The organism is Streptosporangium sp. NPDC053982, from assembly GCF_055585205.1.
On record NZ_JBVJKQ010000009.1, the window covers coordinates 101789 to 126926 of the forward strand.

Consider the following 25138-nt stretch of genomic DNA (forward strand, 5'->3'; position numbering starts at 1 on the left):
CCTCTCCCGTGACGCGCGCGCTCATCAACGCCCCCGGGTGGACTGCAGCTCGGCCCGCAGGGCGGGGGTGAGCACCTGGCCGGCCCGGTCGACGAGCAGGGTCATCTGGTAGGCCACCAGACCCATGTCGCACTCGGCGGAGGCCAGTACCGCCAGGCAGGAGCCGTCGCTGATCGCCATGACCAGCAGCAGTCCGCGCTCCATCTCGACCACCGTCTGGGTGACGGACCCGCCGTCGAAGACGCGGGACGCGCCCACAGTGAGACTGAGCAACCCGGCCGCCACCGCGGAGAGCTGGTCCGCGCGGTCGTCGGGGAACCCTTCGGAGCTGGCGAGCCGCAGTCCGTCGGCCGAGACGCACACCGCGTGCGCGACGCCGGGGGTGCCGCGGACGAACTCGGTGATCAGCCAGTCGAACCTGCGTGCCTCATGGCTCAGGGTCGTCACGAGCGCTCCTCCTTATCCGCCGTGTTCCCGGCGGTGTCCTCGTACAGTTCGGCGCGACCGCGCCGGATCCCCTGCTGGAAGCTCGACAGACGGTTGCGGACCCGCTCGGCCGAGACCGGCGCCATCGGAGCGGCCGGCGCGGGCGTGCTCGTCGCGGCGCCCGGCACCAGGTTGGCCTTGGGCGTCCGCTTGGGCAGGCCGGCCGCGGTCAGCCCGCCGAGAGCAGGCTCGCTCGCGGCCCTGGCCGCCTGCCATCCGGCGTCGGCGGGACTGTGCCAGCCCCCGCCCGCGGTGACCGGCTCGGCGAGGGCCGGCTCGGCGGCGACCGGCTCGGCGGCGACCGGCTCGGCGGCGACCGGCTCGGCGGCCGGCATTCCGGCCGGGGGCGTGGGCCCCGCGGCCAGCGGGTCGTACGGCGCGGGCCGGCCGGCCGGGGAGGCCCCGGCGGCCGGGCGCGGCTCCGAGGCGTCCGGCCGGCGGAACCAGGCGGACTCGACGGAGGCGAAGATCGGCAGGTACTCCTCCTGCTCGGGTTCGAGCGGGGAGACCTCCACTGCCGGCATCGGGGTGTTCACCGGCTCCTCGTAGGACGCCTGCCCCCAGGAGGCAGGCGGCTGGTCCCAGGAGGGGAGCGGCTGCTCGAAGGAAGGGGGCGACTGGTCGAAGGAGGCAGGCGGCCGGTCGAAGGAGGCAGGCGGCTGCTCCCAGGCGGACGCCTGCCCCCAGGACGCTTCGCCCGCCTGCGGCTGGGCGGCCGCCCGGGGCTGTCGCCGCGGCAGCGGGTACTCGCCGTTCGGTCCCGCCGCCGGGCTCGGCGCCGGGGCGGGCCGCCCGGCCATCGGCCGGTCGAAGGAGGACTGGCCGAAGGAGGACTGGCCGAACGACGGCTGACCGAAGGACGGCTGCGACACCGGCGGCTGACCGAAGGACGACTGTCCGAACGACGGCTGGGACGCCGGCGACTGGCCGAACGACGGCTGGTCGAAGGGGGACTGCCGCCCGGCCTGCGACTCACCGCCCCACGAGGGGGTCTGACCCGGCTGGACCTGCTGGACGATGAGCTCCGGCGGGAAGAGCACCATGGCGATCAGGCCGCCGCCCTCCTGCGGCCGGAGCTGGACGCGGATGCCGTGCCGCAGGGCCAGCCGGCCGACCACGAACAGGCCCATCCGCCGCGACACCGAGACGTCCACGACGGGCGGATCGGCCAGGCGGCGGTTCGTCTCGACCAGTTCCTCGGTGGTCATGCCGATGCCGGAGTCGCTGACCGCGAGCAGCGCGGCGCCGCCCTCGACCATGCTGCTGGAGACCACGACCTGGCTGGCCCGGGGGGAGAACTGGATGGCGTTCTCCACCAGCTCAGCGACCAGGTGGACGATGTCGTTGGCGGCGATCCCGGCCACCGAGATCGTCCGGTGCACCTTGACCTGCACCCGCTCGTAGTCCTCGACCTCCGACAGGGAGGCGCGTACGACGTCGACGAGCTTGGCGGGCTGGCTGCGCCGGCGGGTCGGCTCGTGGCCCGCGAGGACCAGGAGGTTCTCGGAGTTGCGGCGCATGCGGGTGGCCAGGTGGTCGAGCTTGAACAGGTCGCCCAGGCGCCCGCCGTCCTCCTCGCCCTTCTCCAGACCGTCGATCAGCGAGATCTGCCGTTCCACGAGGGTCTGGGTGCGGCGCGAGAGGTTGACGAACATCGCGCTGATGTTGGAGCGCAGCTCCGACTCCTCCGCGGCCAGCCGTACGGCCTGGCGGTGGACCTCGTCGAAGGCCTTGGCGACCTCTCCGATCTCGTCCTTGGAGTCGACGGGGATGGGGTCGACCTCGGGGATCTGGCTGTCGCCGGAGACCCGCAGGTTGCGCACCACCTCGGGCAGCCGGTGCCCGGCGACGTCCAGTGCCTCGGCCCGCAGGCGGCGCAGCGGCTGGACCATCGACCGGGCGATGAGGACGGTGAGACCGATGACCAGCGCCAGCAGGAGCAGGATGAGCGCGGAAGTGATGATCGCGTTGCGCTGCTCGGTGTCCTCCAGGTCGCGGGCGCGGGTGACCACGTCCGCAGCGACCTTGGACTCGACCTTGGCGATCTTGTCGATGGTCACGGCGTTGTCGGAGAACCACTGCTTGACGTCGGCGAAGTCGGTCAGCAGCCGGCCCTGGTGGCGGGGGTCGCTGGCCAGCACGATCGCCCTGGCCTTGGTCAGCTCGGCCCGGTACACCCGCTCGTCGATCAGGGCGTTGGACAGGAGCTGGGCGTTGGCCGGGGTCGCCTCGACGGTGAAGTCGGCCACGTAGTCCTGCATGCGCGAGCGGGAGGCGATGAACTTCTCCAGCTCCTGGGCGTTGATCAGCCAGGGCGCGTAGTAGCCGGACAGCAGGCGGGCGCGCTGCCTGGAGACCTCCTCCTTGGCGTAGGACAGCGCGCTGAGCGCGCGCGTGTTGCCCACGATCTCCGGGTCGTCGCTGACCGCCGTGAGCTCCTCGTGGAGCTGCAGCAGCGGGGCGACCATGGTGCTGTACCGTTCCACACGGATCGTCCCGGAGAGCCGGCGTAGCTCTTTCAGCCCGGACAGCTGGTAGCGCACGTCCCTGGCTGCGTCCGTCGCCCGCCGGCCGTAGGAGTCGTCGATGGCGCCCAGGTCGGCCAGGACCTTGGTGACCTTGCCGTCCACGGTCTCCATCTGCGCCTCGGCGCTCGACTTCAGCCCCTTGTTGCCCGGCTGGAACGAGGCCCAGGCGACCCGGTCGCGCTCCAGGCCGAGGGCCTGCGCGAGGTCGCGGATCCGGTTGCCGTACTCGGCGGCCGAAGCCGCCCGCTGGTAACCGGCCACACTCTCGACGGAGGCGTACACCCGGGTTCCGGCGAGTAGGACGCCCACCACGGTGGGCACCAGGATCAGGGCCGTGAGGCGGGACCGCACGCGCCAGTTGCGCAGGCTGAACCTGCCACCGGCACGCTTGCCGCGATCGCGCGCCGGATGACGGCCGCTGTCGGTTGTCGCCGTCGTCACGCTCTCGACACCTCTCACCTAACCGACGTACGTGGCCACAATGAGACCACAAGGTCACGGGACGCAATCGGCATAGCCGACAAACCGGCCTTAATCGTTACGAAGGTGACAAAGGAACGATTGGCTACGGTTACCGCAGAGCGGCGAGCACCTGGTCCCGCACCTGTACTCGCTGAACCGCGTCGGTCAGCGGACGTCCGGCCCTGTCGACGACGTAGAAAACGTCCACCGCCTCCGCGCCGAGAGTCTCCACACGCGCGGCGCGTACGTCAAGACCACAGTCTCCGAAAGCCCTGCCGATTCGCCACAATAGTCCGGGTCTATCGTGCGCGCGCACTTCGATCACCGTGGCCGTGGCGGACGCGTCGTCCAGCAGCGCGACCCGGGGCGGAGCCACCGGTACCCGGGACGGGCGCATCGATCTGGCCCTCCTGGCCAGGCGTTCCTCGATGTCGAGCCGCCCCGCCAGCACCAGCCGCAGGTCGGCCTCCAGGGTCGCGGGGTCCGGCGGCGAGCCGTACTCGGGCACGACCGCGAACTCGATGACGGCCGTGCCGCCCGCCGAGGCGGCGGAGGCGGCGCGCACCACCATCCGGTGGGCGGCGAGCACCCCGGCCGCCCGCCACAGCAGCCCGGCGCGGTCGGGGGCCACCACGGTGACCGCTCCCCCGCCGACCCGCACGGCGCAGCCGTCGTGCCGGGCCAGGGACGCCCGCTCCGCCGACAGCGTGGGCGCCGGGGGCGGCTGCGCACCGGCCAGCACCGAGCGCGTCCGGCGCACGAGGTCTGCCACCAGCGACGCCTTCCAGGCGTTCCAGGCGGCCGGGCCGGTGGCGGCGCCGTCGGCCACGGCGAGCGCGGCCAGCAGTTCCAGGACCTCCCGCGAGCCGACCGCCCCGGCCACCCGGGAGATCGTCACCGGGTCGTCCAGGTCGCGGCGGGTCGCGGTCTCCGGCAGCAGCAGGTGGTGCCGGACCACCCGCTCCAGGACGGCGACGTCGGCGGGCGGCAGCCCGATGCGGGTCCCGATGTCGCGGGCCACCACCGCGCCGGTGGCGGAGTGGTCGCCGGGCCAGCCCTTGCCGACGTCGTGCAGGAGCGCGGCGATGAGCAGCAGGTCGGGGCGGGAGACGTCACGGGTGTGCGCGGCCGCCGCGGCCGCGGTCTCGATGAGGTGCCGGTCCACGGTGTAGCGGTGCACCGGGTTGCGCTGCGGGCGGTGCCGTACCCGCTCCCAGTCCGGCAGGAGCCGGACCAGCACCCCCGCCTGGTCCAGCTCCTCCCAGACCGGCACCGCCGCGCGTCCCGCGCCGAGCAGCGCCACCAGCGCGTCACGCGCCGCGGGCGGCCACGGGACCGGCATCGGCGGCGACTGGGCCGCCAGCGCGGTGACCGCGGCGGGGGCCAGCGGCAACCCGGCCTGCGCCGCCGCGGCGGCGGCGCGGAGCACGAGCACGGGGTCGGTGCGGGGGCTCACCCCGCGGGCGAGCGCCACCTCGCCGCCGTGCTCGACGACGCCGTCGGCCAGCGGACGGCGGCCCCGCGGCGCGGGACCGGTGAGCAGCCGGTCGGCGGCGCGCCAGGTGGCGTCGAGGGCGTGCGCCACCGTACGGCCCGCCTCGGCCAGCCGGCGCATCAGCGCCTCGGCGTCGAGCAGGCCCAGCGTCCCGGCCACCGCGTCCTGCTCCTGGAGCACCAGCCGGTCGGCCCCGCGGGCGGTGACCAGGTGCAGGGCGTGCCGCACGTCGAGCAGCAGCTCGTAGGCCTCGCGGGAGCGGGGCCCCGGGGCCGGGGCCACCCAGGCCGCGGCCACGGCCTGCATCGCCTGCACGTCGCGGAGACCGCCGCGGGCGTCCTTCAGATCGGGCTCCAGGAGGAACGCCAGCTCCCCGTACGCCTCCGCCCGCCCCTCGGACGCCTCCCGCAGCTCGCCCAGCCGCCGCCTGGCGTCGGCCCGCCAGTCGGCGAGCACCGCCTCGCGCGCCGCCCGGGTCAGCTCCGGGTCCCCGGCCACGTGCCGGGCCTGGATGAGGCCCAGCACGGCCTTGAGGTCGTCCCGGGCCACGGCGGCGGCCTCCTCCACCGTGCGCACCGAGTGGTCCAGGCCCACCCCCGCGTCCCAGACCGGGTACCAGAGGCGGTCCGCGACCCGCGCCACGTCCTGTCTGCCGTCGTGCAGCAGGACCAGGTCCAGGTCACTGCCCGGGGCGAGTTCCCCGCGCCCCAGGCTGCCCACCGCGACCAGCGCTACGCCCTCGGGGATCCCGCCGCCCGGCGCCCCGCGCGAGGGGCCGCGCCGGGCGCCGCGCGTGACACCGTTGAAAGCGCCGTGCGGGGAACCGTTCGAAGCCCTGTGCGCGCCCCCCCGCGAAGCGTCCTGGACCTCGTACGGCGTGCTCCTTCCGGACATCCCGTACGGGCCGCCGTCCCCGCCGGTGTTCCCGGCGGCGGCGCCGTACGGTGTGCCGCAGGCCGCCCGGAGCAGGTCCGCGAGCCAGCGGTCGATGTCCGCCGCCCGGTCCCTGCGGACCGCGGCGTAGGAGCGGGCGTCACCCCTCACGGGTCAGAGCGCCTCGGGGCCGCGCTCGCCGGTGCGCACCCGCACGACGGCGTCCACCGGGACCGACCAGACCTTGCCGTCGCCGATCTTCCCGGTCTGCGCGGCCTTGACGATCACGTCGATGACGTCCTCGGCGTCGTCCTCCTCGGCGAGCACCTCCAGGCGGACCTTGGGCACCAGGTCCACCTGGTACTCGGCGCCCCGGTAGACCTCGGTGTGGCCGCGCTGCCGGCCGTACCCGCTGGCCTCGCTGACCGTCATGCCCTTGATGCCGAACTGTTCGAGGGCGGCCTTCACGTCGTCGAGCTTGAAGGGCTTGATCACGGCGGTGATGAGTCTCATGCGTCCACCTTCTTGGACACCGGGGCGGTGGCCGCGCCGTTGGGGGAGGCCACGCCGGAGGAGTGGATGGTGCCGAGGTCGTACCCGGTCTCGGCGTGGGTGGTGACGTCGACGCCCGCGACCTCCTGCTCCTGCGTGACGCGGAAGCCCATCGTCCTGTCGATGACCTTGGCGAGGATCCACGAGACGACGAAGGAGTACAGGCCGACGGCGACCGGGCCGAGCACCTGGACGCCGAGCTGGGAGATCGGCCCGCCCAGCAGGATGCCCTTGGCCTGGCCGTCGGCGAACGGGTAGGCCGCGACGAAACCGAGCGCCACGGCGCCGATGACACCGCCCACCAGGTGCACGCCGACCACGTCCAGGGAGTCGTCGTAGCCCAGCCTGTGCTTCAGGCCGACCGCGTAGGCGCAGACGGCGCCGGCGATCGCGCCGATGACGAACGCCGCCCAGGGGTCGACGAAACCGCAGGCCGGGGTGATGGCGACCAGGCCCGCGACGGCGCCGGAGGCGATGCCCAGGCTGGTGGAGTGGCCGTCGCGGAGCTTCTCGGCCACGATCCAGGCGCCGGCGGCGGCCGCGGTGGCGATCTGGGTGTTGATGAACGCCAGGCCGGTGGTGCCGTCCACGGCGAGCTCGGAGCCGGCGTTGAAGCCGAACCAGCCGAACCACAGCAGCCCGGCGCCCAGCAGGACGAGCGGGAGGTTGTGCGGCCGCATCGGCTCCCTGCCCCAGCCGACCCGCTTGCCGATCACGAGCACCACCGCCAGGGCCGCGGCTCCGGCGTTGATGTGGACGACCGTGCCGCCGGCGAAGTCCTCGATGCCGAGGTTGCTCAGCCAGCCGCCGCCCCACACCCAGTGGGCCACGGGGAAGTAGACGACGCTCACCCAGACGGTCGCGAAGACGACCCAGGCGCCGAACTTGACACGGTCGGCGAGCCCGCCGCTGATCAGGGCCACAGTGATGATCGCGAAGGTCATCTGGAACATGGAGAAGACGAGGCTCGGCATGCCGGTGCCGTCGTCCTTGGTGGCGGTGTCCGCCAGGCCGGCCAGCCCAAGGTTGTCGAGGCCGCCGACGATCTTGTTGACGACGCCGGAGCCGGCCTCGTCGAAGGCCAGCGAGTGGCCGTAGAGGACCCAGGCGATCGTCGCGACGATGATGCTGACCCACGACATCATCATCATGTTGAGAACGCTCTTGGCCCTGGTCATGCCCCCGTAGAAGAACGCGAGGCCCGGAGTCATCAGCAGCACCAGGGCGGCGGCTGTGAGCATCCAGGCAGTGGTGCCGCTATCGATCTTCATTCGACGCGACCCTCCCTTACACATGGCGTATGGCCGTCTCAAGGTCGCAGTGGACGCTTCTGGGCTTCGTTGACCGGCCGCGCACTGACGTTGGCCCACAGCCTGGTGGCGCACGGTTTCAGCGCTCGTGCACGGGTGTTTCGGGCCTGTGAAACCCGGGCGCGCGGTGTTTCGGTCGCGTTTCGGGCAGGCGGGTTCCTGACCGGGAGATGACCGCATCTATAGTTAGGCTTGCCTTACCTTATGAACCGAGGGGAACCCATGTCCTTCCGCCTGGTCAGAGCCGCCGCCGCGGTTCTGCTCTCGACCGCCGCCCTCGCCGCCTGCGGCTCCTCCGGCAGCGGGGATCAGACCGCCGAGGGCCCCACCCGGACGGTCAAACACGCGATGGGCGAGACGAAGGTGCCCGAGACGCCCAAGCGGGTCGTCGTGCTCGACACCGACAAGCTGGACAGCATGGTCTCCCTCGGCCTGTCCCCGGTCGGCGCGGCCCAGGCGGACGCGAGCCAGAAATGGCCGAAGTACCTGGGCTCCGCCCTGGACGCGACGAAGGCGGTCGGCACCCTGCAGGCGCCCAACATGGAGGCCATCGCCGCCCTCAAGCCCGACCTCATCCTGGGCTCGAAGTTCCGCCAGGAGCAGTTCTACGACAAGCTAAGCCGGATCGCGCCGACGGTGTTCACCGAGAAGGTGGGATCCACCTGGAAGGAGAACTTCCTCCTCGACGCCGAAGCGCTGGGGAAGAAGGCCCAGGCCGAGAAGCTCCTCGCCGACTACCAGGCCCGGGCGCGCTCTCTGAACGGCTCGGACGCGGGCACGGTGAGCATCATCCGCTTCATCCCCGGCACGATCCGGATGTACGGTCCCACGTCGTTCAGCGGCATCGTCGTCGGCGACGCGGGCTTCGCCCGCCCCGAGCCCCAGCAGCTGAACGGCGTCGCCGACCGGCGCTTCGCCGAGCTGAGCCAGGAGAACCTCTCCCAGGCCGACGGCGACGTCCTCTTCTACTGCGCGTACGGCGAGCAGGCCGCGCAGGCGCAGGCGTCGGTGACGGCCGGGCCGCTCTGGAAGAACCTGAAGGCGGTCGAGAACGGCACGGCTCACAACGTGGACGACGAGATCTGGATGACCGGGATCGGCGTCACCGCGGCCGGGAAGATCCTCGACGACCTGGAGAAGTACGCCAAGCCCTGATCCCGTACGACGCTTCGGTCCTCGAACGGCGCTTCGACCTGAAACGACCTCGAACTCCGGGCGGGGCCAAGACGGGTCTTCGACCGTGACGGTCTTGGGCTCGGAACGGTCACCGCCTGTTTCGAGGCTCGGGGCGTTTCCCTGGGTCTGTGCGGGTCGGCGCTTACCGGGTGAGCGGTCGCGCGCGCTGCGGTGGGTGGGTGTTCCGGCCCCTTCCCGGGCTGGACGACGGTGCGCGCTGCGGTGGGCGGGTGTTCCGGCCGGCGCTGTGGCCGGGCTCTGGTGTTTCCCGGCCTCCGGCCTGGTCCCGGGCGCGACGGTTTCTGGCGTTTTGAAGCCGGCCGGAACACCCGCCCACCTCCGCGCCAAGACCGCTTCGTCCGTACGGCCGGCTCACCGTAGCTTCTTGCTTTCGGGCGGCCCACGGTCCTCACCGATGCTGAAGCCACCCTGCTTCCCCACTCAGGGCTGGTCGCCGTAGCCTTGCGGCCACACTGACAGGGGAGAGCGCAGGGCCGGGCGCCGTAGCCCCTCACTTACGGACCGCCCACCGTACCCGCCGTACCCGACCCCCTCGGGTCGCTCATGGAGTTCGCCGTGGCCGTTCCTCCCCGTGGCCCCGGCATCGGGAGAAACAGGGCCTGGGGGGCGGGAGCGGCTCTCCGGTTACCAGAACCTCACCTCGGGGTAGTCGTCCGACGGGCCGTCAAGCAGCGGTCTGCGCTCGCCTTTCAGGTGCAGGTCGAGGAAGGCGCCGACGTACGCACGGGTGATCGCCAGGGAGCGCTCGCCGTCGAGGGGGGCGGCCGGCAGTCCCAGCTGCGGCTGGAGCACCGCGTAGTCGACGAAGCTCATGTGCTCGGCGCCGGTGACGGTCAGCCAGCGCTTCCAGTCGCCGGTCACATGCGGCCAGAACAGGTTCCAGGACCCGTCCTCCCCGTCACCGGCCGGCTCGTGCCGCGGGTTGCCGATCATCATGAAGGGCTTGCGGACGGGCTCGGCCGGCGTCTTCGGGTTGTAGGTGCCGTCCAGGTTGACCGCGGCCCGGATCCGCCGGTTCCCCTGCAGGAGATGCGCGGCGCTCTGCCCGCCGACCGAATGTCCCACCATCGCGGTCCTGGTCTCGTCGACCAGCCGGTTCCAGCGCCTGTCCTTCTCAAGCTCATTCAGCACGAACGCCGTGTCGGCGGCCCGGACCCGGGCGACCTTCTCCCCCAGTTCCGGCGTCTGGCCGCCCCTGCCCGCCTCGAACGTGACGGTCCTGCCGTCCGGGAACGTGGTGGCCACCGACTCGTAGGTGTGCTCGATGCCCGCCACCAGGTAACCCCTGCCGGCGAAGTCCTCGGCCAGCGAGGTCAGCGTGGCGCGGGGCAGCGTCATGCCGGGTGACATGACCACCAGCGGCCACCCGCCCTTGCGCTTCAGCGGGGGCGCGTCGACGTGGGCGTACGTCCTCGTCCTGGCGAGTGTGTCCGGCGGCACGTCCTTCAGCTGCGGCACGCTCTTGATGATCAGCTCCGACTCCCGGGGCGTGACGTACGGGGCCCGCTTCCCCACGGCCTTGCGCGCCGGATACCAGATCGAGACCATCAGCTCGCGTTTCCTCCCCTCGACCCACGGGTCGGGGCGGGTGGAGTCGACCAGGTGGACGACCGTCCGTCCGACGGGGTGGTCGCCGGTCGGCGCGGGCAGGACGGGCGCGGGCATGGTGGGTGCGGATGTGGGCGACGCGGCGTGCGCCGTGCCGGCGTCGGTGAACGCGCAGAGGGCGAGCGCGCTCGCGATGATCGTTTTTCTCATGCCGCCACCCTGCCGGGCGGTCCTGCCGTACCGTCCCCGGCGGAAGTCTCCCGGCACCCGCTACTTTCGTAGCGGGGCGCCGCCCGGACGGCCGGATAACCTCGGCTCATGACGTACGGCGACGCCGGGATCGTCGAGCGGATCACGCCGTGGGCGCTCGGCGCGGCGGTGTTCCTCCTCTCCATGGCGTCCGCGACCGGTTCGGTGGGGGTCGGATCCGAGCTGCCCGTCCCCGTGCTCGCGGGCGTCGCCGCCGTCTCCGGGGCGGCCGCGGTCCACGCCAGGCGTTCGCCGTGGCCGCTCGCCGCGGTGGGGGCCGTCACCTACGTCTGGCTGGTGATGTGGCCCGCCGCCGCCGTGGCCTCCTACTACGCGGGCACGCGCCTGCATCGCCGCCACCTGCGGCTCTACGGGGCCGTCGCCGTCGTGGTGTGGCTGCTCGGCGGCCTCGTCTCCCGGTGGGGCGGCGGGTACCGGGAAATCGTCGCGGGCACCCCGGCCAACGTGTTCCTCCTCGGCGCCGCGCTGCTGGGGCTCCCCCTCGTCGTGGGGATGTGGATCCGCTCCAGACGGCAGGTGCTGGAGGCGGCGCGCGAACAGGCGCGGCAGCTGCGCCGCGAGCAGGCGCTGCGCGCGGAGCGGGCTCGCGGCCAGGAACGCGCCCGCATCGCGCGGGAGATGCACGACGTCGTCGCGCACCGGGTGTCGCTGATGGTCCTGCACGCGGGTGCCCTGGAGGTCGGAGCCACCGACGACCGCACCGCCGAGGCCGCGGCGCTGATCGGCGGCATCGGCAGGGAGGCGCTGAGCGACCTGCGCGAGGTGCTGGGCGTGCTGCGCTCACAGGACCCCGCACGCGATCCTCAGCCCACGCTGGCCGACCTCGACCGGCTGCTCGACCAGACCCGGGCGCTGGGCCTCACGGTCAGCCGTCACGACGAGGGCGAGGCGCGCCCGCTCGGGCCCACCGCGGAACGCACCGCCTACCGTGTGGTCCAGGAGGCGCTCACCAACGTGCACAGGCACGCGGGCGACGCCGAGACCGACGTGTTCGTCCGCTACCTGCCCGCCGCACTGGAGGTCGTCGTGCGCAACGGACCCTCGGCGGAGCCGGGCCGCGGCCTGCCCGGCTCCGGATGGGGGCTGGTCGGTCTGCGGGAGCGCGTCGAGCTGGCCGGCGGGCGGCTGGAGACCGGTCCGCGGGACGGAGACGGCTTCCAGGTCCTGGCCAGGATCCCCGCCGCATGATCCGCGTGCTGATCGCCGACGACGAGGCGTTGGTCAGGTCCGGGCTCCGGATGATCCTGGAGGCGGCGGGCGACATCGTGGTCGTCGGCGAGGCCCGCGGCGGCGACGAGGCGGTCACCGCCGTCGCCAGGCTCAGGCCCGAGGTGGTGCTGATGGACGTGCGCATGCCCGGCACCGACGGCCTGACCGCCGCGGCACGCGTCCTGGCCGCGCCCGGCGCGCCCAAGGTGGTCATGCTCACCACCTTCGACCTGGACGAGTACGTCCACGAGGCGCTGCGGATGGGCGCGGTCGGGTTCCTGCTCAAGGACACCCCGCCCCGGGAGCTGGCCGCCGCCGTCCGCACGGTCGCGGCGGGCCAGGCCATGCTGTCCCCCACCGTCACCAAACGGTTGATCACCTCCTTCGTCGACCGGGCGCCCTCACGCGCCGAGACCGCTCGCGACCGGCTCGCGTCGCTGACCGCCAGGGAGGAGGACGTGATCAGGGCGCTGGCCCGCGGCCTGTCGAACGCCGAGATCGGACGGGAGCTCCGGCTGGCCGAAGCGACGGTGAAGGCACACGTCAGCCGGGTGCTCGCCAAGCTGGGCCTGACCAACCGGGTGCAGGCGGCGATCCTCGTGCACGACGCGGACCTCGCCTGAGGGGAGTCGCCGCTCCCCCTCCACCGGCCCTGGGGCCAGGCAGGGGAGCCGGCGAGGTCAGCGGGGCGGGGCGGCGGTGGAGAGGAAGTCGAGGAGCAGGGCGTTGACCCTGTCCGGGGCCTCCAGCTGCATCCAGTGGCCCGCGCCGTCGACCCGCTCGTAGCGCCACGGTCCGGTGACGTGCTCCTGGGTGAGGAGCATCGCCCTTTCGGTGAGGAACCGGTCGCCGCTGCTCCACACGCCCATGACGGGCACCGGCGGCAGCTTGGCGATCCTGCCGGACGGCATGCGGCGCAGCCCCGTACGGTAGATCGCCAGCGAGGAGGTGAGCGCGCGGGGGTCGCGCATGCGCGCGACGACCTCCTCCGCCTCGGGGTGCCCCATCCACCGCCGCATGGCCGCGAAGTCGTCGCGGCTGAGCCACCGCTCGGCGACGCCCGGGAGCTGGAACAGCAGCATGTACCAGGAGCGCCTCCACTGCGCCGGGCCCGCCGCCGCCAGCGTGGCGGGGTGACCCACCGACATGCAGGTGAGGCTGAGCGTCCTCTGCGGCGCCGCGACGGCGGTGAGCTGCACGATGGGCGACCCCCAGTCGTGGCCGACGAGATGGGACCGCTCCACGCCGAGGTGGTCCAGGATCCCGAGCAGGTCCGCCACGTAGCGGGAGAGGCGGTAGTTCTCCAGCCCCTCCGGTTTGGCCGAGGCTCCGAAGCCCCGCAGGTCGGGGGCTATCGTGCGGTATCCGGCGGCGTTCAGCGCGGCCACCTGGTGCCGCCAGCAGGCGTGGGTGTCCGGGTAGCCGTGCAACAGCACGACGTCCGGCCCCTCCCCGCTGACCTGGACTTCAAGCTCCACGCCGTTGACGTCCATACGCATCACGCGCCTCCGGGGGTGCCGGTCATGTGTGTTCCTGAGGAACCCTTCATACCTCGGTCTTTCCCTTCGAACGGAACATATCGATCGGCAAGCCGGCATCGGCGGTGTAATCTCGGTGTGCGGCGCCGTCCTGCGCCCAACCCCCGGTTCCGGTGCTCACGCCACCGGCCCAGCGGGGGCAAAGGGGGCCCGAGCCCTCGGGGCGCCGGTCTGTCACGCCCCTTCCGGCGGGGTCGCGCGAGCGTGGGTCGCGGATCGCCGCCGTGGACAGGGAGCGGACCTTGACCGTGCAGCGATCCTTCAAACAGCTCGTCCGGCTGCGGATGGCCAAGACGGGCGAACGTTACGCCGCGGCGCGCGCCGCGCTGCTCGCGGCCCGCGAGCCGGACGGCCCCGGCGCGGCCCCCGTGCTGGCGGCCTCCGACGAGACGATCCGGCGGCGGACCGGGCGCGGCTGGGAGGAGTGGTTCGACCTCCTCGACGCCGCCGGGATGGCGGGACGACCGCATCGGGAGATCGCCCGCTGGGTCGCCGGGTCGCTGGGCGCCGTCCCGCTGGCGTGGGAGCCGCAGGCGGTGACCGGGAGTTATGAGCGGGCCCGCGGGCGCGCCGTCGGTCAGCGCGCGGACGGGTTCGCCGTCACCGTGTCGCGGACCATGGACGCCTCCGCCGACCGGCTCTTCACCGCCTTCGTGGACGAGACCGAACGCGACCGCTGGCTTCCCGACGGGCGGCTGCGCGAACGTACGGCCACCCGGCCCAGGTCGGCGCGTTTCGACTGGGATGAGGACGGAACCCGGGTCCACGTCACGTTCACCGCCAAGAGTGAGAACCGCGGCACCGTGACGGTCGAGCACGCCCGCCTCTCGGACGCCGAGGCGGCCGAACGGGCGAAGCGGTGGTGGCGTGACCGCCTGACCTCGCTCGCCGCGGACTTCGCGGGCGGTGCCGCCGATGCCTGAGTCCCTCTTCCTCCTCGTCCCGGTCATGACCGTCACGGCGTTCGTGCTGGGCGGCCTCTACTACGCCGTCCTCGGCGGCCGGGTGGTGACCTCGGCGGCCCCCGCCTCGCCGCGGACGTTCGCGGCCGAGTTCGGGCGTTGCCTCGTATTGGCCTGCGCGGTGACCGGCCTCGCCGTATGGACCGGAACCGGCACCTGGACCGGCGGCCTGCTGCTGGGGCTGGTCCTGTGGCTCGGCTTTCCCGCGGTGCTGTGGACCGGCGCGATCCTCCACGAGAACACCCCGTGGCGGCTCGCCGCGGCACACGCCGGGGACTGGCTGGTGAAGCTGCCGGTGCTCGGCGCGATCGCCGGCGCCTGGCACTGACCGGCGGAAGCCCCCTGCTCCCCGGCGCGCCGGCGCCGGGGAGCGACGACCGCGTCAGACTTCACCCGGCGCTCGGACGGTCACCGGGCCGCCGGAGGCGGGGCGAGCACCTCGGCGATCAGTTGGGTGTCGGTGTACTCGGTGATCTCGGCGATCTCGCCGTCGCGCATGACGAAGATCCAGCAGTAACGGTTCGGGTAGTCATGCCCCGACGTCGTGACACCGTGGTTGCGGGCTTCGACGACGACCACGTCGCCGTCGGCCACGAAACGCTCGGCGCTGACGACGTTGCGTCCGCCGAGCTGCTCCGAGAGCGGACGGAGCAGCTCGTCCAGTACGGCGCGCTTCCCCTCGTAGACGCGCGACCACGCGGTCCGCCCGATGATCGTCCAGCGGAGGTCGTCGGCCAGCGCGTCGACGAACGGCCGCCCGTTCCCCTTCGCGGTCTCGGCGAAGACCTCCTCCAGCAAGGCCCTGTTGTCGATTTCGGACACCTGGCAGACCCCCCGGTACTCCATCAAGGCTTCACGATGTCCGGCCAGGCGTCGTGAAGACGACCGTCCCATGATCATTGATTCATCGACCGTGGCCGACAGCGTAGACCCTGGGAGCCGTGTGATCACTTTCAGCGACTTGAGGCGCGGGATGACCGGGCGCGCGAAAGGGACGGCGGCCGCCGGATCCCGACTCCGTCTGGACGCGCATGTCGCGATAGTGCAATATGCAATATAGAGAGTTGCATATCGAAGGCAGGCGGGGATGGCGGCGCGGCGGAGACATGAACCGGATCTGGTCGGGCTGACCGTGCTCGCGTTGCTGTCCGTACGGCCCAGCCACCCCTACGAGCTGCACCGCCTCATCGTCGAGACCCACAAGGACTACGTCACCGGCCTGCCCCGCAGCCTCTACCACGCGGTGGACCGGCTGGCGGCGGAGGAGCTCATCACGCCCGCCGGGACGACGAGGGAGGGCCGCCGGCCCGAGCGCACGGTGTACGAGATCACCCCGGAGGGCGGGGCCGAGCTGCGCAGCCGGCTCCGGAGGCTCCTGGAGGAGGCCGGGGCCGACGGCGGCGCGTTCACGGCGGCCGTCTCCCTCATGGGCTGCCTGTCGCCCGAGGACGCCGGCCGGTGCCTGCGAACCCGGGCCGCCACCCTCGAAGGCATGGTCGTGGCCGCCGACGCCCACATCAGCGGGCTGGCGGCCTCCGGGCTGCCCGCGATCCTGACGCTGGAGGTGGAGTGCGACCGGGCGCTCAGGGCCGCCGAACTCGGCTGGGTGCGCGGGGTGGTCGCACGCCTGGAGTCGGGCGAGCTCGCCTGGCCCGCCTCCGTCAAGAGCACCCTGCTGGACGGCCTCCTCGACGAGGAGCCGCCACAGGAGTGAGAGACCGCCGGCCGGGTGCGCCAACACCCGGCCGACGGATGACCCCGAACCGGATCCGCGATGCGGCCGTCCAGGACTCGCAGTCTCCAAGGATAGGCCGCCTCACGGACCGGACCAGAGCCCGTACGGGCCCGATTCCTGAGGAGGAGCACATGACCGACCACGCCGTGGAAGCCATCGAGGAGGTCGGAGAGCTGCTGGGGCGGATGACCGCCGCCTGGAACGACGGCGACGCCGTCGCCTACGCCGGGCAGTTCACCGAGGACGCGGACTACGTCACGTTCTTCGGCCTGCACATGACGGGCCGAAAGGCCATCGAGGACTCCCACCGCGCGCTCTTCGAGGGGCCGTTGAAGGGCTCCAGGCTGACCGGCCTGGCGTCCCCCTCGATCCGCTTCCTGCGACCGGACGTCGCGGTCGTGGTCGCCGGCGGAGGTTCGTCCCTCGACGGGACGCCCGACCCCGGGCGCGACTCCGTCATCACCCTGACGGCCGTACGGGAACCCGACGCCTGGCGCTTCGCCTCCTTCCAGAACACCCGGCGGACGAACCCGTCGGCACCGGCCGGGCCCAGCCGGTGAGATCTACGATCTGCGAGGTGGCGGGGGTGATCGAGGCCCCCGTCGCCGAGGTGGCCGGGCTGCTGCTCGCCGTACGGCCCGGCCCGGTCGGCCCGGACAACCTGTGGCTGCTGGACGGCTCGCACGAGGGGAGACTGTCCGGCGGTCCGGAGCGGTTCACGCTCCACGCCCCCGGCCACACGATGACGGTCGAGGTGAGCCGGAACGCCCTCGCGCTGCAGGGCAACTGGTGGTACCGCGGCGAGTATCTCCTCCAGCCCCACCCCCGGGGAACCCGTCTCGTCCACCGCGTCCTCAACGTGGCACGGCGGAGCCGCTGGGCCGTGCCCATGGCCAACCGCTTCTTCGCGGGATTCGAGGACGGCACCCGGAAGACGTTCGGCGACCTGCTCCACAGGGCCGGTGACCGCCTCGGTCGCCCCGCGTATCCGGAATGAGGCCACGGGAGACCCGGGCCTACACCCGGGTCTCCACGGGCGAAAACGACTCAGGGAGCGCGCAGGGCACGCAGGGCGAGGTCGAAGCCACGGCGCATCGACACCCAGAACCGCTCCTCCGGCTCGCCCAGGTCCATACTGGCCAGCGCGGCCCCCTGGACGGCGCCTATCACCGAGCCGACCGCCGCGGCGGCGCCGACCGGGTCGAGCTCGTCGGGATAGACCTTCACCAGGACCGCCGCCATCTCCTTCTGCAGCTCGAACATCATGTGCAACGCCTTCGCCTGGAGGGCGGGCACCGTCATGACCAGGCGGGTGTAGGTCTCCATCAGCTCGGGGTCGTCCGCACCCGCCACCAGGTAGTCGGCCAGCAGCCTGTCGTACATCCGGGTCAACAGGTCGGGGAGGCTCTCCCCCGGACGACGGCCGGCGAGCACCTCCAGCAGGACCGCGTTGCGCTCCCGGGCGTCGGCGAACAGCACGTCCTCCTTACTGGGGAAGTGGTTGAAGAACGTCTTCGTGGCCACGTCCGCGGCGGCCGCGATCTGCGCGACGGCCGTCTGCTCGTATCCCTGCTCGCCGAACAGCCTGATCGCCGTCTCCGCGATCAGCTGCCTGGTCTGCCGCTTCTTCCGCTCGCGCCGTGAATCGTCCACGAACTCACTTTACATGCAAACTATTCTTACCCTCATTGTATTCTTACACTTGATGTAGTTTCATGAGATCGCGGAGGCCGGAACACGACAGCCCCGAGAGACGACGTGGGCGACCCCTGTCGCCCGGTGAGGACGGCGAAGATGCCGACAGAGCCCCTGACGTTCCCCATGACCGCCGCCGGTCCGTTCGACCCGGCGCGGGAGATCCTGGCGATGCGCGGCGAGCGGCCGATCGCCCGGGTCCGCTTCCCGGACGGCAGGCTCGGCTGGATGGTCACCCGGCACGCGACCATCCGCGCGGTCCTCGCCGACCCCCGGTTCAGCGCCCGGCAGGAGCTGCGCAACAGCCCGTTCAGCGCCGCGGAGATCCCGCCTGCCCTTCCCGGCATGTTCATCGGAATGGACGACCCGGACCACGCCCGCTACCGGCGCCTGCTCACCGGGCAGTTCACCGTACGCCGGATGCGGCGGCTCGCCGCCCGCGTCGAGCAGATCGCCGAGGAACGGCTCGACCGGATGGAGGCGGCCGGCCCTCCGGCCGACCTGGTACGGGAGTACGCCGCGCCGGTTCCCGCCCTGGTGATCTGCGAACTGCTGGGTGTGCCGTACGACTACCGCGAACGGTTCCAGGCCGACGTCACGGAGATGATCCGGAAGGACGCCACCCAGGAGGACCGGCAGCGGGCGATGGCCGACGTCGGCGGCCACCTCGGTGAGCTGGTACGGCGCAAGCGGGCCGAGCCCACCGACGACATACTCGGCGGGCTCGTCGCGGATGCCGGGCTGACCGACGAGGAGCTGGCCAACATCGCGTTCATGCTGCTGGGCGCGGGCTTCGACACCACGACGAACGTCCTGGGGCTCGGCGCCTTCGCCCTGCTGCTGAACCCCGGGCGGATTCCGGCGCTCACCGACCCGGAGACCGCCGACGGCGCCGTGGAGGAGCTCCTGCGCTATCTCCCGATCGTCCCGGGGACGATCCGCGCCGCCCTGGAGGACATCGAGATCGAAGGCGTCCTCGTCCGGGCGGGCGAGAGCGTCATGGTCTCGATCCCCGGCGGCAACCGCGACCCCGAGCGCTTCCCCGACCCCGACACCCTCGACCTGACCAGACCCTCCACCAGCCACCTGGCCTTCGGGCACGGCGTCCACCAGTGCCTGGGCCAGCAGCTCGCGCGGGTCGAGATCCGGGCCGGCTTCTCCGCGCTGTTCCGGCGCTTCCCCGACCTGAGGCTGGCCGTACCACCGGAGAAGGTCCCCCTCCGCGACGACATGATGATTTTCGGAGTCCACGAACTCCCCGTCACCTGGGGGTCATGATCCCGGCGGGCCGGCCCCGGTGACGACCACGGCGGGAACCGTGAGCGGCCCGAAAGCGAGAGACCACGGCGCCCGGCCACCCGGCGGAAAAGCCCCAGCCCGAGGAAACCCCCGCCCCGCCTTCATCACCCGGAAAACGGAAGGCCCGGCTCCGAAGAGCCGGGCCTGGTGGAAACGGGATCAGGCCGCCGTGGCCATCTTCCGCAGGCGGGCCAGGGCGTCGCGCTCGATGCGGCGGGCGCGGTCGCGGCCGATGCCGTAGCGCTCGCCGACCTCGGTGAGGGTGTGCTCACGGCCGTCCATGAGGCCGTACCGCCAGCGGAGCATCTCCCGGGTCTGCCCCTCCAGACCGGTCAGCCACTGCTCCAGGCGCTCGCGCTCCAGGATGTCCATGGCCTGCTGCTCGGGGTCGGCCCACGTCTCGTCGGCGATCATGTCGCCCAGCTCGGTCTCGTCCTCGTCGCCCACGCCGAGCTGCAGGGACACCGGCTCGGAGGCCCAGCGGCGCAGCTCGCGGACGCGCTCGATCGGCAGCTCCAGCACGGTGGCCAGATCGGCGTCGGTCGGCTCCTGGTCGAACTCGGCCAGCATGTCGCGCCGGACCCTCATCAGCCGGGTCATCTGCTCGCCCGCGTGGGTGGGCAGCCGGACCGGGCGGGCCTGCTCGTGGATGGCGCGCCCCACCGACTGGCGGATCCACCACGTGGCGTAGGTGGAGAACTTGTAACCCCGGCGGTAGTCGAATTTCTCGACCGCCCGCACCAGGCCCAGGTTTCCTTCCTGGACCAAATCGATCAACGGCATTCCCCGGCCGGAGTATTTGCGCGCGACCGCCACCACAAGACGTAGATTGGCCTGGATGAATTCGTCCTTGGCCCGCTGCCCGGAAACGGCGATCCGTTCCAGCTCCTCGTCGGCCGCGTCCCCGATCCGCGGTTCCGGCAGCCCGCCGTCCAGCAACTGCTCCGCGAAGAGGCCCGCCTCGATGCGCTTGGCGAGCTCCACCTCCTCCTCCGCGGTGAGCAGGGGGACCCGCCCGATCTCAGCCAGGTAGGTCCCGAGCAGGTCCCGATCCGAGACCTGCTGCTCCTGCGTCCGATTCCCCGTCGGCCTTGCCATCCGATGGCACCTCGCTCCGCCTGCTTATGGCGTGCCCACGCATTCGCTCAACGCCCCGCGTGCACGGACACACCGCTTGTCTGATCAACGCTCGGACCGGAGCAAAGATTCCCTAAAGAAGTACGCCTGGAGAATGGTTTTGGATTTCCTCCTCAAGGAGGATGCCTTCCCCGGGAAGGACGTCCGCGCGCGTGGTGTCACACCCCCCGCCGCTGCCCACGTCTCACGGGTCTCAAACCAGACGACCGAGGCCTCAAACCAGACGACGCCCCTCCTTCCAGACCTGTGCCACCAGCGGCACCCCGGGCCGGTAGGCGAGGTGGACGTAGGACGGGGCGTCCATGATCACCAGGTCACCGGCGGCTCCCGTCCGCAGTACCCCGACGTCGTCGCGGCGCAGGGCCCTGGCTCCGCCGTACGTGGCGGCCCGGACCGCCTCCAGCGGCGTCATCCGCATCTCCCGTACGGCCAGCGCGACGCAGAACGGCATGGACGAGGTGAAGGAGGAGCCGGGGTTGCAGTCGGTGGCCAGCGCGACGGTCACCCCGGCCGCGAGCAGCCGCCGGGCGTCCGGGTACGGCGAGCGGGTCGAGAACTCCGCACCCGGCAGCAGGGTGGCGACGACCCCCGCCGCGGCCAGGGCATCGACGTCCCCGTCCGTCAGGTGGGTGCAGTGGTCGGCCGAGGCGGCGCCCACCTCGGCGGCGAGCCGCGCTCCGGGCCCCTCGCCGAGCTGGTTGGCGTGGACGCGCGGCAGCAGCCCGGACTTCATGCCCGCCAGCAGGATCTCCCGGCTCTGTTCGGCGTCGAACGCGCCGCGCTCGCAGAACACGTCCACCCACCTGGCGTACGGCGCGCAGGCCGCGAGCATCTCCCCGGTGACGACGCGGACGTAGTCGTCGGCGGACGGGGCGTCCGGCGGCACGACGTGGGCACCCAGGAAGGTGGTCTCGGCCGTGAACCGCCGGGCGATCTCCAGGGACCGGCGTTCGTCGTCGACCGTGAGGCCGTAGCCGCTCTTGATCTCGACGGTGGTGGTCCCCTGGGCGAGCATCTCGGCGACCAGGGCGGCCGCCCGCCCGGCCAGCGTGGCGTCGGTGGCGGCGCGGGTCGCCGCGACCGTGGTGCGGATGCCCCCGGCGGTGTAGCGCTCGCCCGACATGCGGGCGGCGAACTCGGCGGTGCGGTCCCCGGCGAAGACGAGATGGGCGTGGCTGTCGACGAATCCGGGGACGACGCAGCGCCCGCCGGCGTCCACGCGTTCGTCGGCGGCGGGCGCCTCACCGGAGGCTCCGATCCACGCCACCCGGCCGTCCTCGACGACCAGCGCGGCGTCCGTGATCTCCTCCCGATCGGGGTCGCCGGTGTAGAGCAGCCCGATCCGGTGGAAAAGCGTGCTCCGCCCCTCCCCCGCCGTACCGTCCACCCGCTCCGTTCCCACCACGCCGCTCCCCCGATCCGCTCCGCCGCCCGTACCCGCCGACCCGCGCACGCCCTTCACGTCCCCTCCCCGCGGGCCGCCGCGATAGCCTCGCCCAGCATCGCGCCGACGTCGCCCAGGACGTGCCGGCCGTCCTCGACGACGCGGCGGCCGCCCGACACCACCGAGTGGACGTCCGCGGCCGACGCGGCGAAGACCACGGTCTCCGCGAGGTCGCGCGCGGGCGTGCCCGCCGTACGGACCGAGTCGAGGCGGACCGACACCAGGTCGGCCCACGCGCCCGGCACGAGCATGCCCGCGTCGGCGAAGCCGAGCGAGGAGTGGCCGTCGGCGGTGGCGGCGCACAGCAGCTCGGCGGCCGTCCAGTGGCCGCGCTGTTCGCTGACCAGCCGTTCGTCCAGTTCCACGGCGCGCGCCTCCTCGAACAGGTCGATGACGGCGTGGCTGTCGGAGCCGAGGGTGATCGGCGATCCCGCGTCGCGCAGCCTCCGGGCGGGCCCGACGCCGTCGGCCAGGTCGCGCTCGGTGGTGGGGCACATGCAGACGTGGGTGCCGGACTGGCCGAGCAGCGCGATGTCGACGTCGGACAGGTGGGTGGCGTGCACGGCGGTCGAGCGGGGTCCGAGGACGTCGTGCTCGCACAGGACCTCGACCGGGGTGGCGGCGTAGGTCTCCACGCAGGCGGAGTTCTCGCCGCGCTGCTCGGAGACGTGGGCGTGGGCCGGGACCGCGTGGTGCGCCGAGAACGCGCCGATCACCGGCATCTGCTCGGCGGGGACGGCGCGCACCGAGTGGACGGCCACGCCGATCTCCACGTCCTTCTCGCCGCGGTAGGCGGCGAGCAGCGCCTCGGCCCGCGCCGCCCACCCTTCGGCGTCGCCGTCCCCGAACCGCTGCTGGACTCCGGTCAGCGGGGTGCCGATGCCGCCGGTCAGGTAGCAGGTGTCCAGCAGCGCGATGCGCAGGCCCGCCTCCCGCGCCGCCCGCACGAGGGCGTGCCCCATGACGTTGGGGTCTTCGTACGGCCTGCCGCCGGGCGCGTGGTGCAGGTAGTGGAACTCCCCGACGCAGGTGATCCCGGCCAGCGCCATCTCGGCGTACACCGCCCTGGCCAGGGCGAGGTAGGAGTCGGGGTCGAGCGCCGCGGCCAGGGCGTACATCTGTTCGCGCCAGGTCCAGAAGCTGCCCTTCTCCCGCTGGGTGCTCCCGCGCAGGGCGCGGTGGAAGGCGTGGGAGTGGGCGTTGGCCAGGCCGGGGAGGGTCAGCCCGGTGAGGCGGACGGCCCCGGCGGGCGGCTCGGCCACGCCGGGGACGACATCGGAGATCATCGAGCCGGTGACGGTGACGAGCACGCCCTTCACCGCCTCTCCCGGGGGCAGCCAGGCCAGCTCGCACCAGTAGTTCAGCTCCGGCACAGGTCCTCCAGCACGTCGGCGAGGGCGGCGACCCCCGCGTGGCAGTCGGACGTCTCGGCGTGTTCGTCCGGGGAGTGTGAGATTCCCGTCGGATTGCGCACGAACACCATGGCGCTGGGAACGCCCGCGGCGGCGAGGATCCCGGCGTCGTGCCCGGCGCCGGTCGGCAGCGCGGGGGCGCCGCCGAGGACCGCGGCGAGGCGGTCGCGCAGGTCCGTGTCGAAGTCGACGACGGGGGTCCACGACTCGGCGCTCACCTCGGCGCCGGAGGAGCCGGCCAGTTCGGCGACCAGCGCCCGGACGGCGTCCTCCGTCTCGCCCCGGGCGTCGAGCCAGGCGCTGACCAGGCCGGGCACGGCGTTGGCGTTGCCGGGCGAGACGCGCACCTTGCCGAAGGTGGCGAGCACCCCGGCGCGTTCGGCGGCCTCGCGGGCCAGCAGGACGGTCCGGGCGAAGGGCAGCATGGGGTCGTCGCGGTCGGCCAGGCGGGTGGTGCCGGCGTGGTCGGCCCGTCCGCGGAAGTCGAAGCGCCAGCGGCCGTGCGGCCAGATGGCCGAGGCCACGCCGACCGGGGCTCCGGCGTCGACCAGGCCGCGGCCCTGCTCGACGTGCAGCTCCACGAAGACCCCGATGTGCCGGAGCGTCTCGTCGTCCCGGCCGAGGGCTCCGGGGTCGCGTCCGGCCCGGCGCAGCACCTCGGCCAGCGAGTCGCCCTCGTCGTCGGTCAGTCCGCGGGCGCGGTCGGGGTCGAGGACACCGGTGAGGAGCCGGGATCCCACGCAGGGAACGCCGAACCTGGCGCCCTCCTCGTCGGTGAAGCAGGCGACGCCCAGCGGGCGGGCGGGTTCGGCGCCCCTGGCGCGCAGCGTGTCGAGGGCGGCGAAGGCGGAGACGACGCCGAGGGGGCCGTCGAAGGCACCGCCCTGCCGCACCGAGTCCAGGTGGCTGCCGGTGACGACGCCGGGACGGGCGGACGGGTCGCCCCACCAGGCCCAGAGGTTGCCGTTGCGGTCCTGGCGCAGGTCGAGGCCGCGCCGCTCCGCCTCCTGGCGGAACCACTCGCGCAGCTCCCGGTCGGCGGGCGACCACGCGTCGCGCAGGTACCCGCCGGTGCGGCCGTCACGTCCGAGGTGCTCGATGGCACCCCACATCTCGTCGAACACCATCCCATTATGTGAATGAAGCCATTCATTTGCGAGCCCTCATCTCCCCCGGGCGGCCCGATCTCCCCAGGCGGCTCGCGAGGCGTCAGGCGACGGGGCGGACCGCCGGGCGGAGGGTGATGTCGGTGAGGTGCGCGTCGGGCGAGGCGGTCACCGCCGCCAGCACCGCGCGGGCCACCGACTCCGGCGTCAGGTATCTCTCCGGCTCGTAGGCCCCGTTCTCCTGGGCCCGGACCCCGCGCTGCATCTCGGTGTCGATGCGCCCGGGGTAGACGGTGGTCACCCGCAGGGCGGGCTCCTCCTGCCGGAGCACGTCGGCGAAGGCGCGCAGCGCGAACTTGCTGGCGGCGTAGGACCCCCAGGTGGGGTTGGCGTTCAGCCCGGACCCCGAGTTGATCGCCACCACCTGGCCGTGGGCGGCGCGCAGCGCGGGCAGCAGCAGCCGGGTCAGCTCGGCCACCGCGACGACGTTGACCTCCATCGTGCGGCGCCACACCTCGGCGGGCGTCTCCTCGATCCGGCCCAGCGTCACCACGCCCGCGCTGTGCACCAGCACGTCGAGCCGGTCGATCCCGGCGACGTCGGCCTCGGTGACGGCGGTGAGCTCCACCGGCCAGGGCCGCGCGCCGGGCAGCTCGGCGCACAGCTTGCCGAGCGCCTCGGCGTCGCGGCCGCCGAGCAGCAGATCGTGGGTGGGGGCGAGGGCACGGGCGACGGCGGCCCCGACTCCCCGGGAGGCTCCTGTGACCAGTGCGGTCGGTCGTGCGGACATGCGGGCCACGTTACTCCGGGCCCGCCGGCCCGCCGTCACCCCCTCCGGGCGGCGCCGCCCAGGTCACCGCCCGTCCGCGGGCCGCCACCG

The 25138-nt window shown here is 72.8% G+C and carries 23 protein-coding genes; 9 read left to right on the forward strand and 14 right to left on the reverse strand.

What is annotated here, in order from left to right:
• Window positions 1–24: 24 nt before the first annotated feature.
• From ACZ6W9_RS17720 to ACZ6W9_RS17740, 5 genes are all read right to left on the reverse strand, one after another.
• On the reverse strand, window positions 25–447 hold the full coding sequence (locus ACZ6W9_RS17720; RefSeq protein WP_386149223.1) for a roadblock/LC7 domain-containing protein: 423 nt from the start codon (window positions 445–447) through the stop codon (window positions 25–27).
• Complete coding sequence (locus ACZ6W9_RS17725; RefSeq protein ID WP_470118643.1) at window positions 444–3455, reverse strand: sensor histidine kinase; 3012 nt, start codon at window positions 3453–3455, stop codon at window positions 444–446. Before ACZ6W9_RS17725 ends, ACZ6W9_RS17720 begins: the two co-directional genes overlap by 4 nt.
• Window positions 3456–3585: 130 nt before the next feature.
• The gene (locus ACZ6W9_RS17730; protein WP_470118645.1) at window positions 3586–6015 is read right to left on the reverse strand and encodes a [protein-PII] uridylyltransferase; all 2430 of its coding nucleotides are present in this window, start codon (window positions 6013–6015) and stop codon (window positions 3586–3588) included.
• A 3-nt stretch (window positions 6016–6018) separates the two neighbouring features.
• A complete protein-coding gene (locus ACZ6W9_RS17735; RefSeq protein WP_189246045.1) occupies window positions 6019–6357 on the reverse strand; it encodes a P-II family nitrogen regulator in 339 nt (112 codons plus the stop codon).
• A complete protein-coding gene (locus ACZ6W9_RS17740; protein ID WP_470118647.1) occupies window positions 6354–7667 on the reverse strand; it encodes an ammonium transporter in 1314 nt (437 codons plus the stop codon). The genes ACZ6W9_RS17735 and ACZ6W9_RS17740 overlap by 4 nt, the downstream gene beginning before the upstream one ends.
• A gap of 261 nt (window positions 7668–7928) precedes the next feature.
• Between ACZ6W9_RS17740 and ACZ6W9_RS17745 the strand changes: the two genes are divergently transcribed.
• On the forward strand, window positions 7929–8861 hold the full coding sequence (locus ACZ6W9_RS17745; protein ID WP_470118649.1) for an ABC transporter substrate-binding protein: 933 nt from the start codon (window positions 7929–7931) through the stop codon (window positions 8859–8861).
• 666 nt (window positions 8862–9527) lie between these two features.
• Here ACZ6W9_RS17745 and ACZ6W9_RS17750 read toward each other — a convergent pair.
• Window positions 9528–10661, reverse strand: a complete 1134-nt coding sequence (locus ACZ6W9_RS17750; RefSeq protein WP_389964933.1) for an alpha/beta hydrolase family protein — start codon at window positions 10659–10661, stop codon at window positions 9528–9530.
• A gap of 108 nt (window positions 10662–10769) precedes the next feature.
• On the opposite strand from ACZ6W9_RS17750, the gene ACZ6W9_RS17755 reads away from it, so the two are divergent.
• Window positions 10770–11909 (forward strand): sensor histidine kinase, encoded by a 1140-nt coding sequence (locus tag ACZ6W9_RS17755; protein WP_389964930.1) that lies wholly within the window; start codon window positions 10770–10772, stop codon window positions 11907–11909.
• Window positions 11906–12553 (forward strand): response regulator, encoded by a 648-nt coding sequence (locus ACZ6W9_RS17760; RefSeq protein ID WP_470118652.1) that lies wholly within the window; start codon window positions 11906–11908, stop codon window positions 12551–12553. The genes ACZ6W9_RS17755 and ACZ6W9_RS17760 overlap by 4 nt, the downstream gene beginning before the upstream one ends.
• 57 nt (window positions 12554–12610) lie before the next feature.
• On the opposite strand, the gene ACZ6W9_RS17765 is transcribed toward ACZ6W9_RS17760, so the two are convergent.
• On the reverse strand, window positions 12611–13429 hold the full coding sequence (locus ACZ6W9_RS17765) for an alpha/beta fold hydrolase (RefSeq protein WP_470118654.1): 819 nt from the start codon (window positions 13427–13429) through the stop codon (window positions 12611–12613).
• A 281-nt stretch (window positions 13430–13710) separates the two neighbouring features.
• Between ACZ6W9_RS17765 and ACZ6W9_RS17770 the strand changes: the two genes are divergently transcribed.
• Window positions 13711–14391: a hypothetical protein gene (locus ACZ6W9_RS17770; RefSeq protein WP_470118656.1), complete on the forward strand. Its 681-nt coding sequence runs from the start codon at window positions 13711–13713 to the stop codon at window positions 14389–14391.
• The gene (locus tag ACZ6W9_RS17775; RefSeq protein ID WP_470118658.1) at window positions 14384–14758 is read left to right on the forward strand and encodes a DUF1761 family protein; all 375 of its coding nucleotides are present in this window, start codon (window positions 14384–14386) and stop codon (window positions 14756–14758) included. Before ACZ6W9_RS17770 ends, ACZ6W9_RS17775 begins: the two co-directional genes overlap by 8 nt.
• Window positions 14759–14838: 80 nt before the next feature.
• Here the strand turns inward: ACZ6W9_RS17775 and ACZ6W9_RS17780 are convergent, their stop codons facing one another.
• Complete coding sequence (locus tag ACZ6W9_RS17780) at window positions 14839–15252, reverse strand: nuclear transport factor 2 family protein (RefSeq protein ID WP_389964915.1); 414 nt, start codon at window positions 15250–15252, stop codon at window positions 14839–14841.
• Window positions 15253–15517: 265 nt separating this feature from the next.
• On the opposite strand from ACZ6W9_RS17780, the gene ACZ6W9_RS17785 reads away from it, so the two are divergent.
• The 3 genes from ACZ6W9_RS17785 to ACZ6W9_RS17795 all read left to right on the forward strand — a co-directional run bounded on the left by ACZ6W9_RS17785 (window position 15518) and on the right by ACZ6W9_RS17795 (window position 17162).
• Window positions 15518–16144: a PadR family transcriptional regulator gene (locus tag ACZ6W9_RS17785; protein WP_389964912.1), complete on the forward strand. Its 627-nt coding sequence runs from the start codon at window positions 15518–15520 to the stop codon at window positions 16142–16144.
• 152 nt (window positions 16145–16296) lie between these two features.
• Window positions 16297–16725, forward strand: a complete 429-nt coding sequence (locus ACZ6W9_RS17790; RefSeq protein WP_389964909.1) for an SgcJ/EcaC family oxidoreductase — start codon at window positions 16297–16299, stop codon at window positions 16723–16725.
• Window positions 16726–16742: 17 nt separating this feature from the next.
• A complete protein-coding gene (locus ACZ6W9_RS17795; RefSeq protein WP_470118661.1) occupies window positions 16743–17162 on the forward strand; it encodes a hypothetical protein in 420 nt (139 codons plus the stop codon).
• Window positions 17163–17212: 50 nt separating this feature from the next.
• Here the strand turns inward: ACZ6W9_RS17795 and ACZ6W9_RS17800 are convergent, their stop codons facing one another.
• A complete protein-coding gene (locus ACZ6W9_RS17800; protein WP_470118663.1) occupies window positions 17213–17818 on the reverse strand; it encodes a TetR/AcrR family transcriptional regulator in 606 nt (201 codons plus the stop codon).
• A 141-nt stretch (window positions 17819–17959) separates the two neighbouring features.
• On the opposite strand from ACZ6W9_RS17800, the gene ACZ6W9_RS17805 reads away from it, so the two are divergent.
• Window positions 17960–19138, forward strand: coding sequence for a cytochrome P450 (locus tag ACZ6W9_RS17805; RefSeq protein ID WP_389964900.1), 1179 nt, complete (start codon window positions 17960–17962; stop codon window positions 19136–19138).
• Window positions 19139–19318: 180 nt separating this feature from the next.
• Here the strand turns inward: ACZ6W9_RS17805 and ACZ6W9_RS17810 are convergent, their stop codons facing one another.
• The 5 genes from ACZ6W9_RS17810 to ACZ6W9_RS17830 all read right to left on the reverse strand — a co-directional run bounded on the left by ACZ6W9_RS17810 (window position 19319) and on the right by ACZ6W9_RS17830 (window position 25048).
• The gene (locus ACZ6W9_RS17810) at window positions 19319–20257 is read right to left on the reverse strand and encodes a sigma-70 family RNA polymerase sigma factor (protein WP_389964897.1); all 939 of its coding nucleotides are present in this window, start codon (window positions 20255–20257) and stop codon (window positions 19319–19321) included.
• Window positions 20258–20510: 253 nt separating this feature from the next.
• Window positions 20511–21701 (reverse strand): imidazolonepropionase, encoded by a 1191-nt coding sequence (hutI, locus tag ACZ6W9_RS17815; RefSeq protein ID WP_470118842.1) that lies wholly within the window; start codon window positions 21699–21701, stop codon window positions 20511–20513.
• Between the two features lie 53 nt (window positions 21702–21754).
• Window positions 21755–23113 (reverse strand): formimidoylglutamate deiminase, encoded by a 1359-nt coding sequence (locus ACZ6W9_RS17820; protein WP_470118666.1) that lies wholly within the window; start codon window positions 23111–23113, stop codon window positions 21755–21757.
• On the reverse strand, window positions 23101–24279 hold the full coding sequence (locus ACZ6W9_RS17825; RefSeq protein ID WP_389964889.1) for an allantoate amidohydrolase: 1179 nt from the start codon (window positions 24277–24279) through the stop codon (window positions 23101–23103). The genes ACZ6W9_RS17820 and ACZ6W9_RS17825 overlap by 13 nt, the downstream gene beginning before the upstream one ends.
• Window positions 24280–24361: 82 nt before the next feature.
• Window positions 24362–25048 (reverse strand): SDR family oxidoreductase, encoded by a 687-nt coding sequence (locus ACZ6W9_RS17830; RefSeq protein WP_389964886.1) that lies wholly within the window; start codon window positions 25046–25048, stop codon window positions 24362–24364.
• Window positions 25049–25138 lie beyond the last annotated feature (90 nt).

Excerpts from the sequence above, each read along its gene's own strand:
- ACZ6W9_RS17755 (WP_389964930.1), top strand. The coding sequence starts at position 10,770 with ATGACGTACGGCGACGCCGGGATCGTCGAGCGGATCACGCCGTGGGCG.
- ACZ6W9_RS17745 (WP_470118649.1), top strand. The coding sequence starts at position 7,929 with ATGTCCTTCCGCCTGGTCAGAGCCGCCGCCGCGGTTCTGCTCTCGACC.
- ACZ6W9_RS17735 (WP_189246045.1), bottom strand. The coding sequence starts at position 6,357 with ATGAGACTCATCACCGCCGTGATCAAGCCCTTCAAGCTCGACGACGTG.
- ACZ6W9_RS17775 (WP_470118658.1), top strand. The coding sequence starts at position 14,384 with ATGCCTGAGTCCCTCTTCCTCCTCGTCCCGGTCATGACCGTCACGGCG.
- ACZ6W9_RS17750 (WP_389964933.1), bottom strand. The coding sequence starts at position 10,661 with ATGAGAAAAACGATCATCGCGAGCGCGCTCGCCCTCTGCGCGTTCACC.
- ACZ6W9_RS17830 (WP_389964886.1), bottom strand. The coding sequence starts at position 25,048 with ATGTCCGCACGACCGACCGCACTGGTCACAGGAGCCTCCCGGGGAGTC.
- ACZ6W9_RS17765 (WP_470118654.1), bottom strand. The coding sequence starts at position 13,429 with ATGCGTATGGACGTCAACGGCGTGGAGCTTGAAGTCCAGGTCAGCGGG.
- ACZ6W9_RS17805 (WP_389964900.1), top strand. The coding sequence starts at position 17,960 with ATGCCGACAGAGCCCCTGACGTTCCCCATGACCGCCGCCGGTCCGTTC.
- ACZ6W9_RS17760 (WP_470118652.1), top strand. The coding sequence starts at position 11,906 with ATGATCCGCGTGCTGATCGCCGACGACGAGGCGTTGGTCAGGTCCGGG.
- ACZ6W9_RS17785 (WP_389964912.1), top strand. The coding sequence starts at position 15,518 with ATGGCGGCGCGGCGGAGACATGAACCGGATCTGGTCGGGCTGACCGTG.
- ACZ6W9_RS17810 (WP_389964897.1), bottom strand. The coding sequence starts at position 20,257 with ATGGCAAGGCCGACGGGGAATCGGACGCAGGAGCAGCAGGTCTCGGAT.
- ACZ6W9_RS17790 (WP_389964909.1), top strand. The coding sequence starts at position 16,297 with ATGACCGACCACGCCGTGGAAGCCATCGAGGAGGTCGGAGAGCTGCTG.
- ACZ6W9_RS17825 (WP_389964889.1), bottom strand. The coding sequence starts at position 24,279 with ATGGTGTTCGACGAGATGTGGGGTGCCATCGAGCACCTCGGACGTGAC.
- ACZ6W9_RS17740 (WP_470118647.1), bottom strand. The coding sequence starts at position 7,667 with ATGAAGATCGATAGCGGCACCACTGCCTGGATGCTCACAGCCGCCGCC.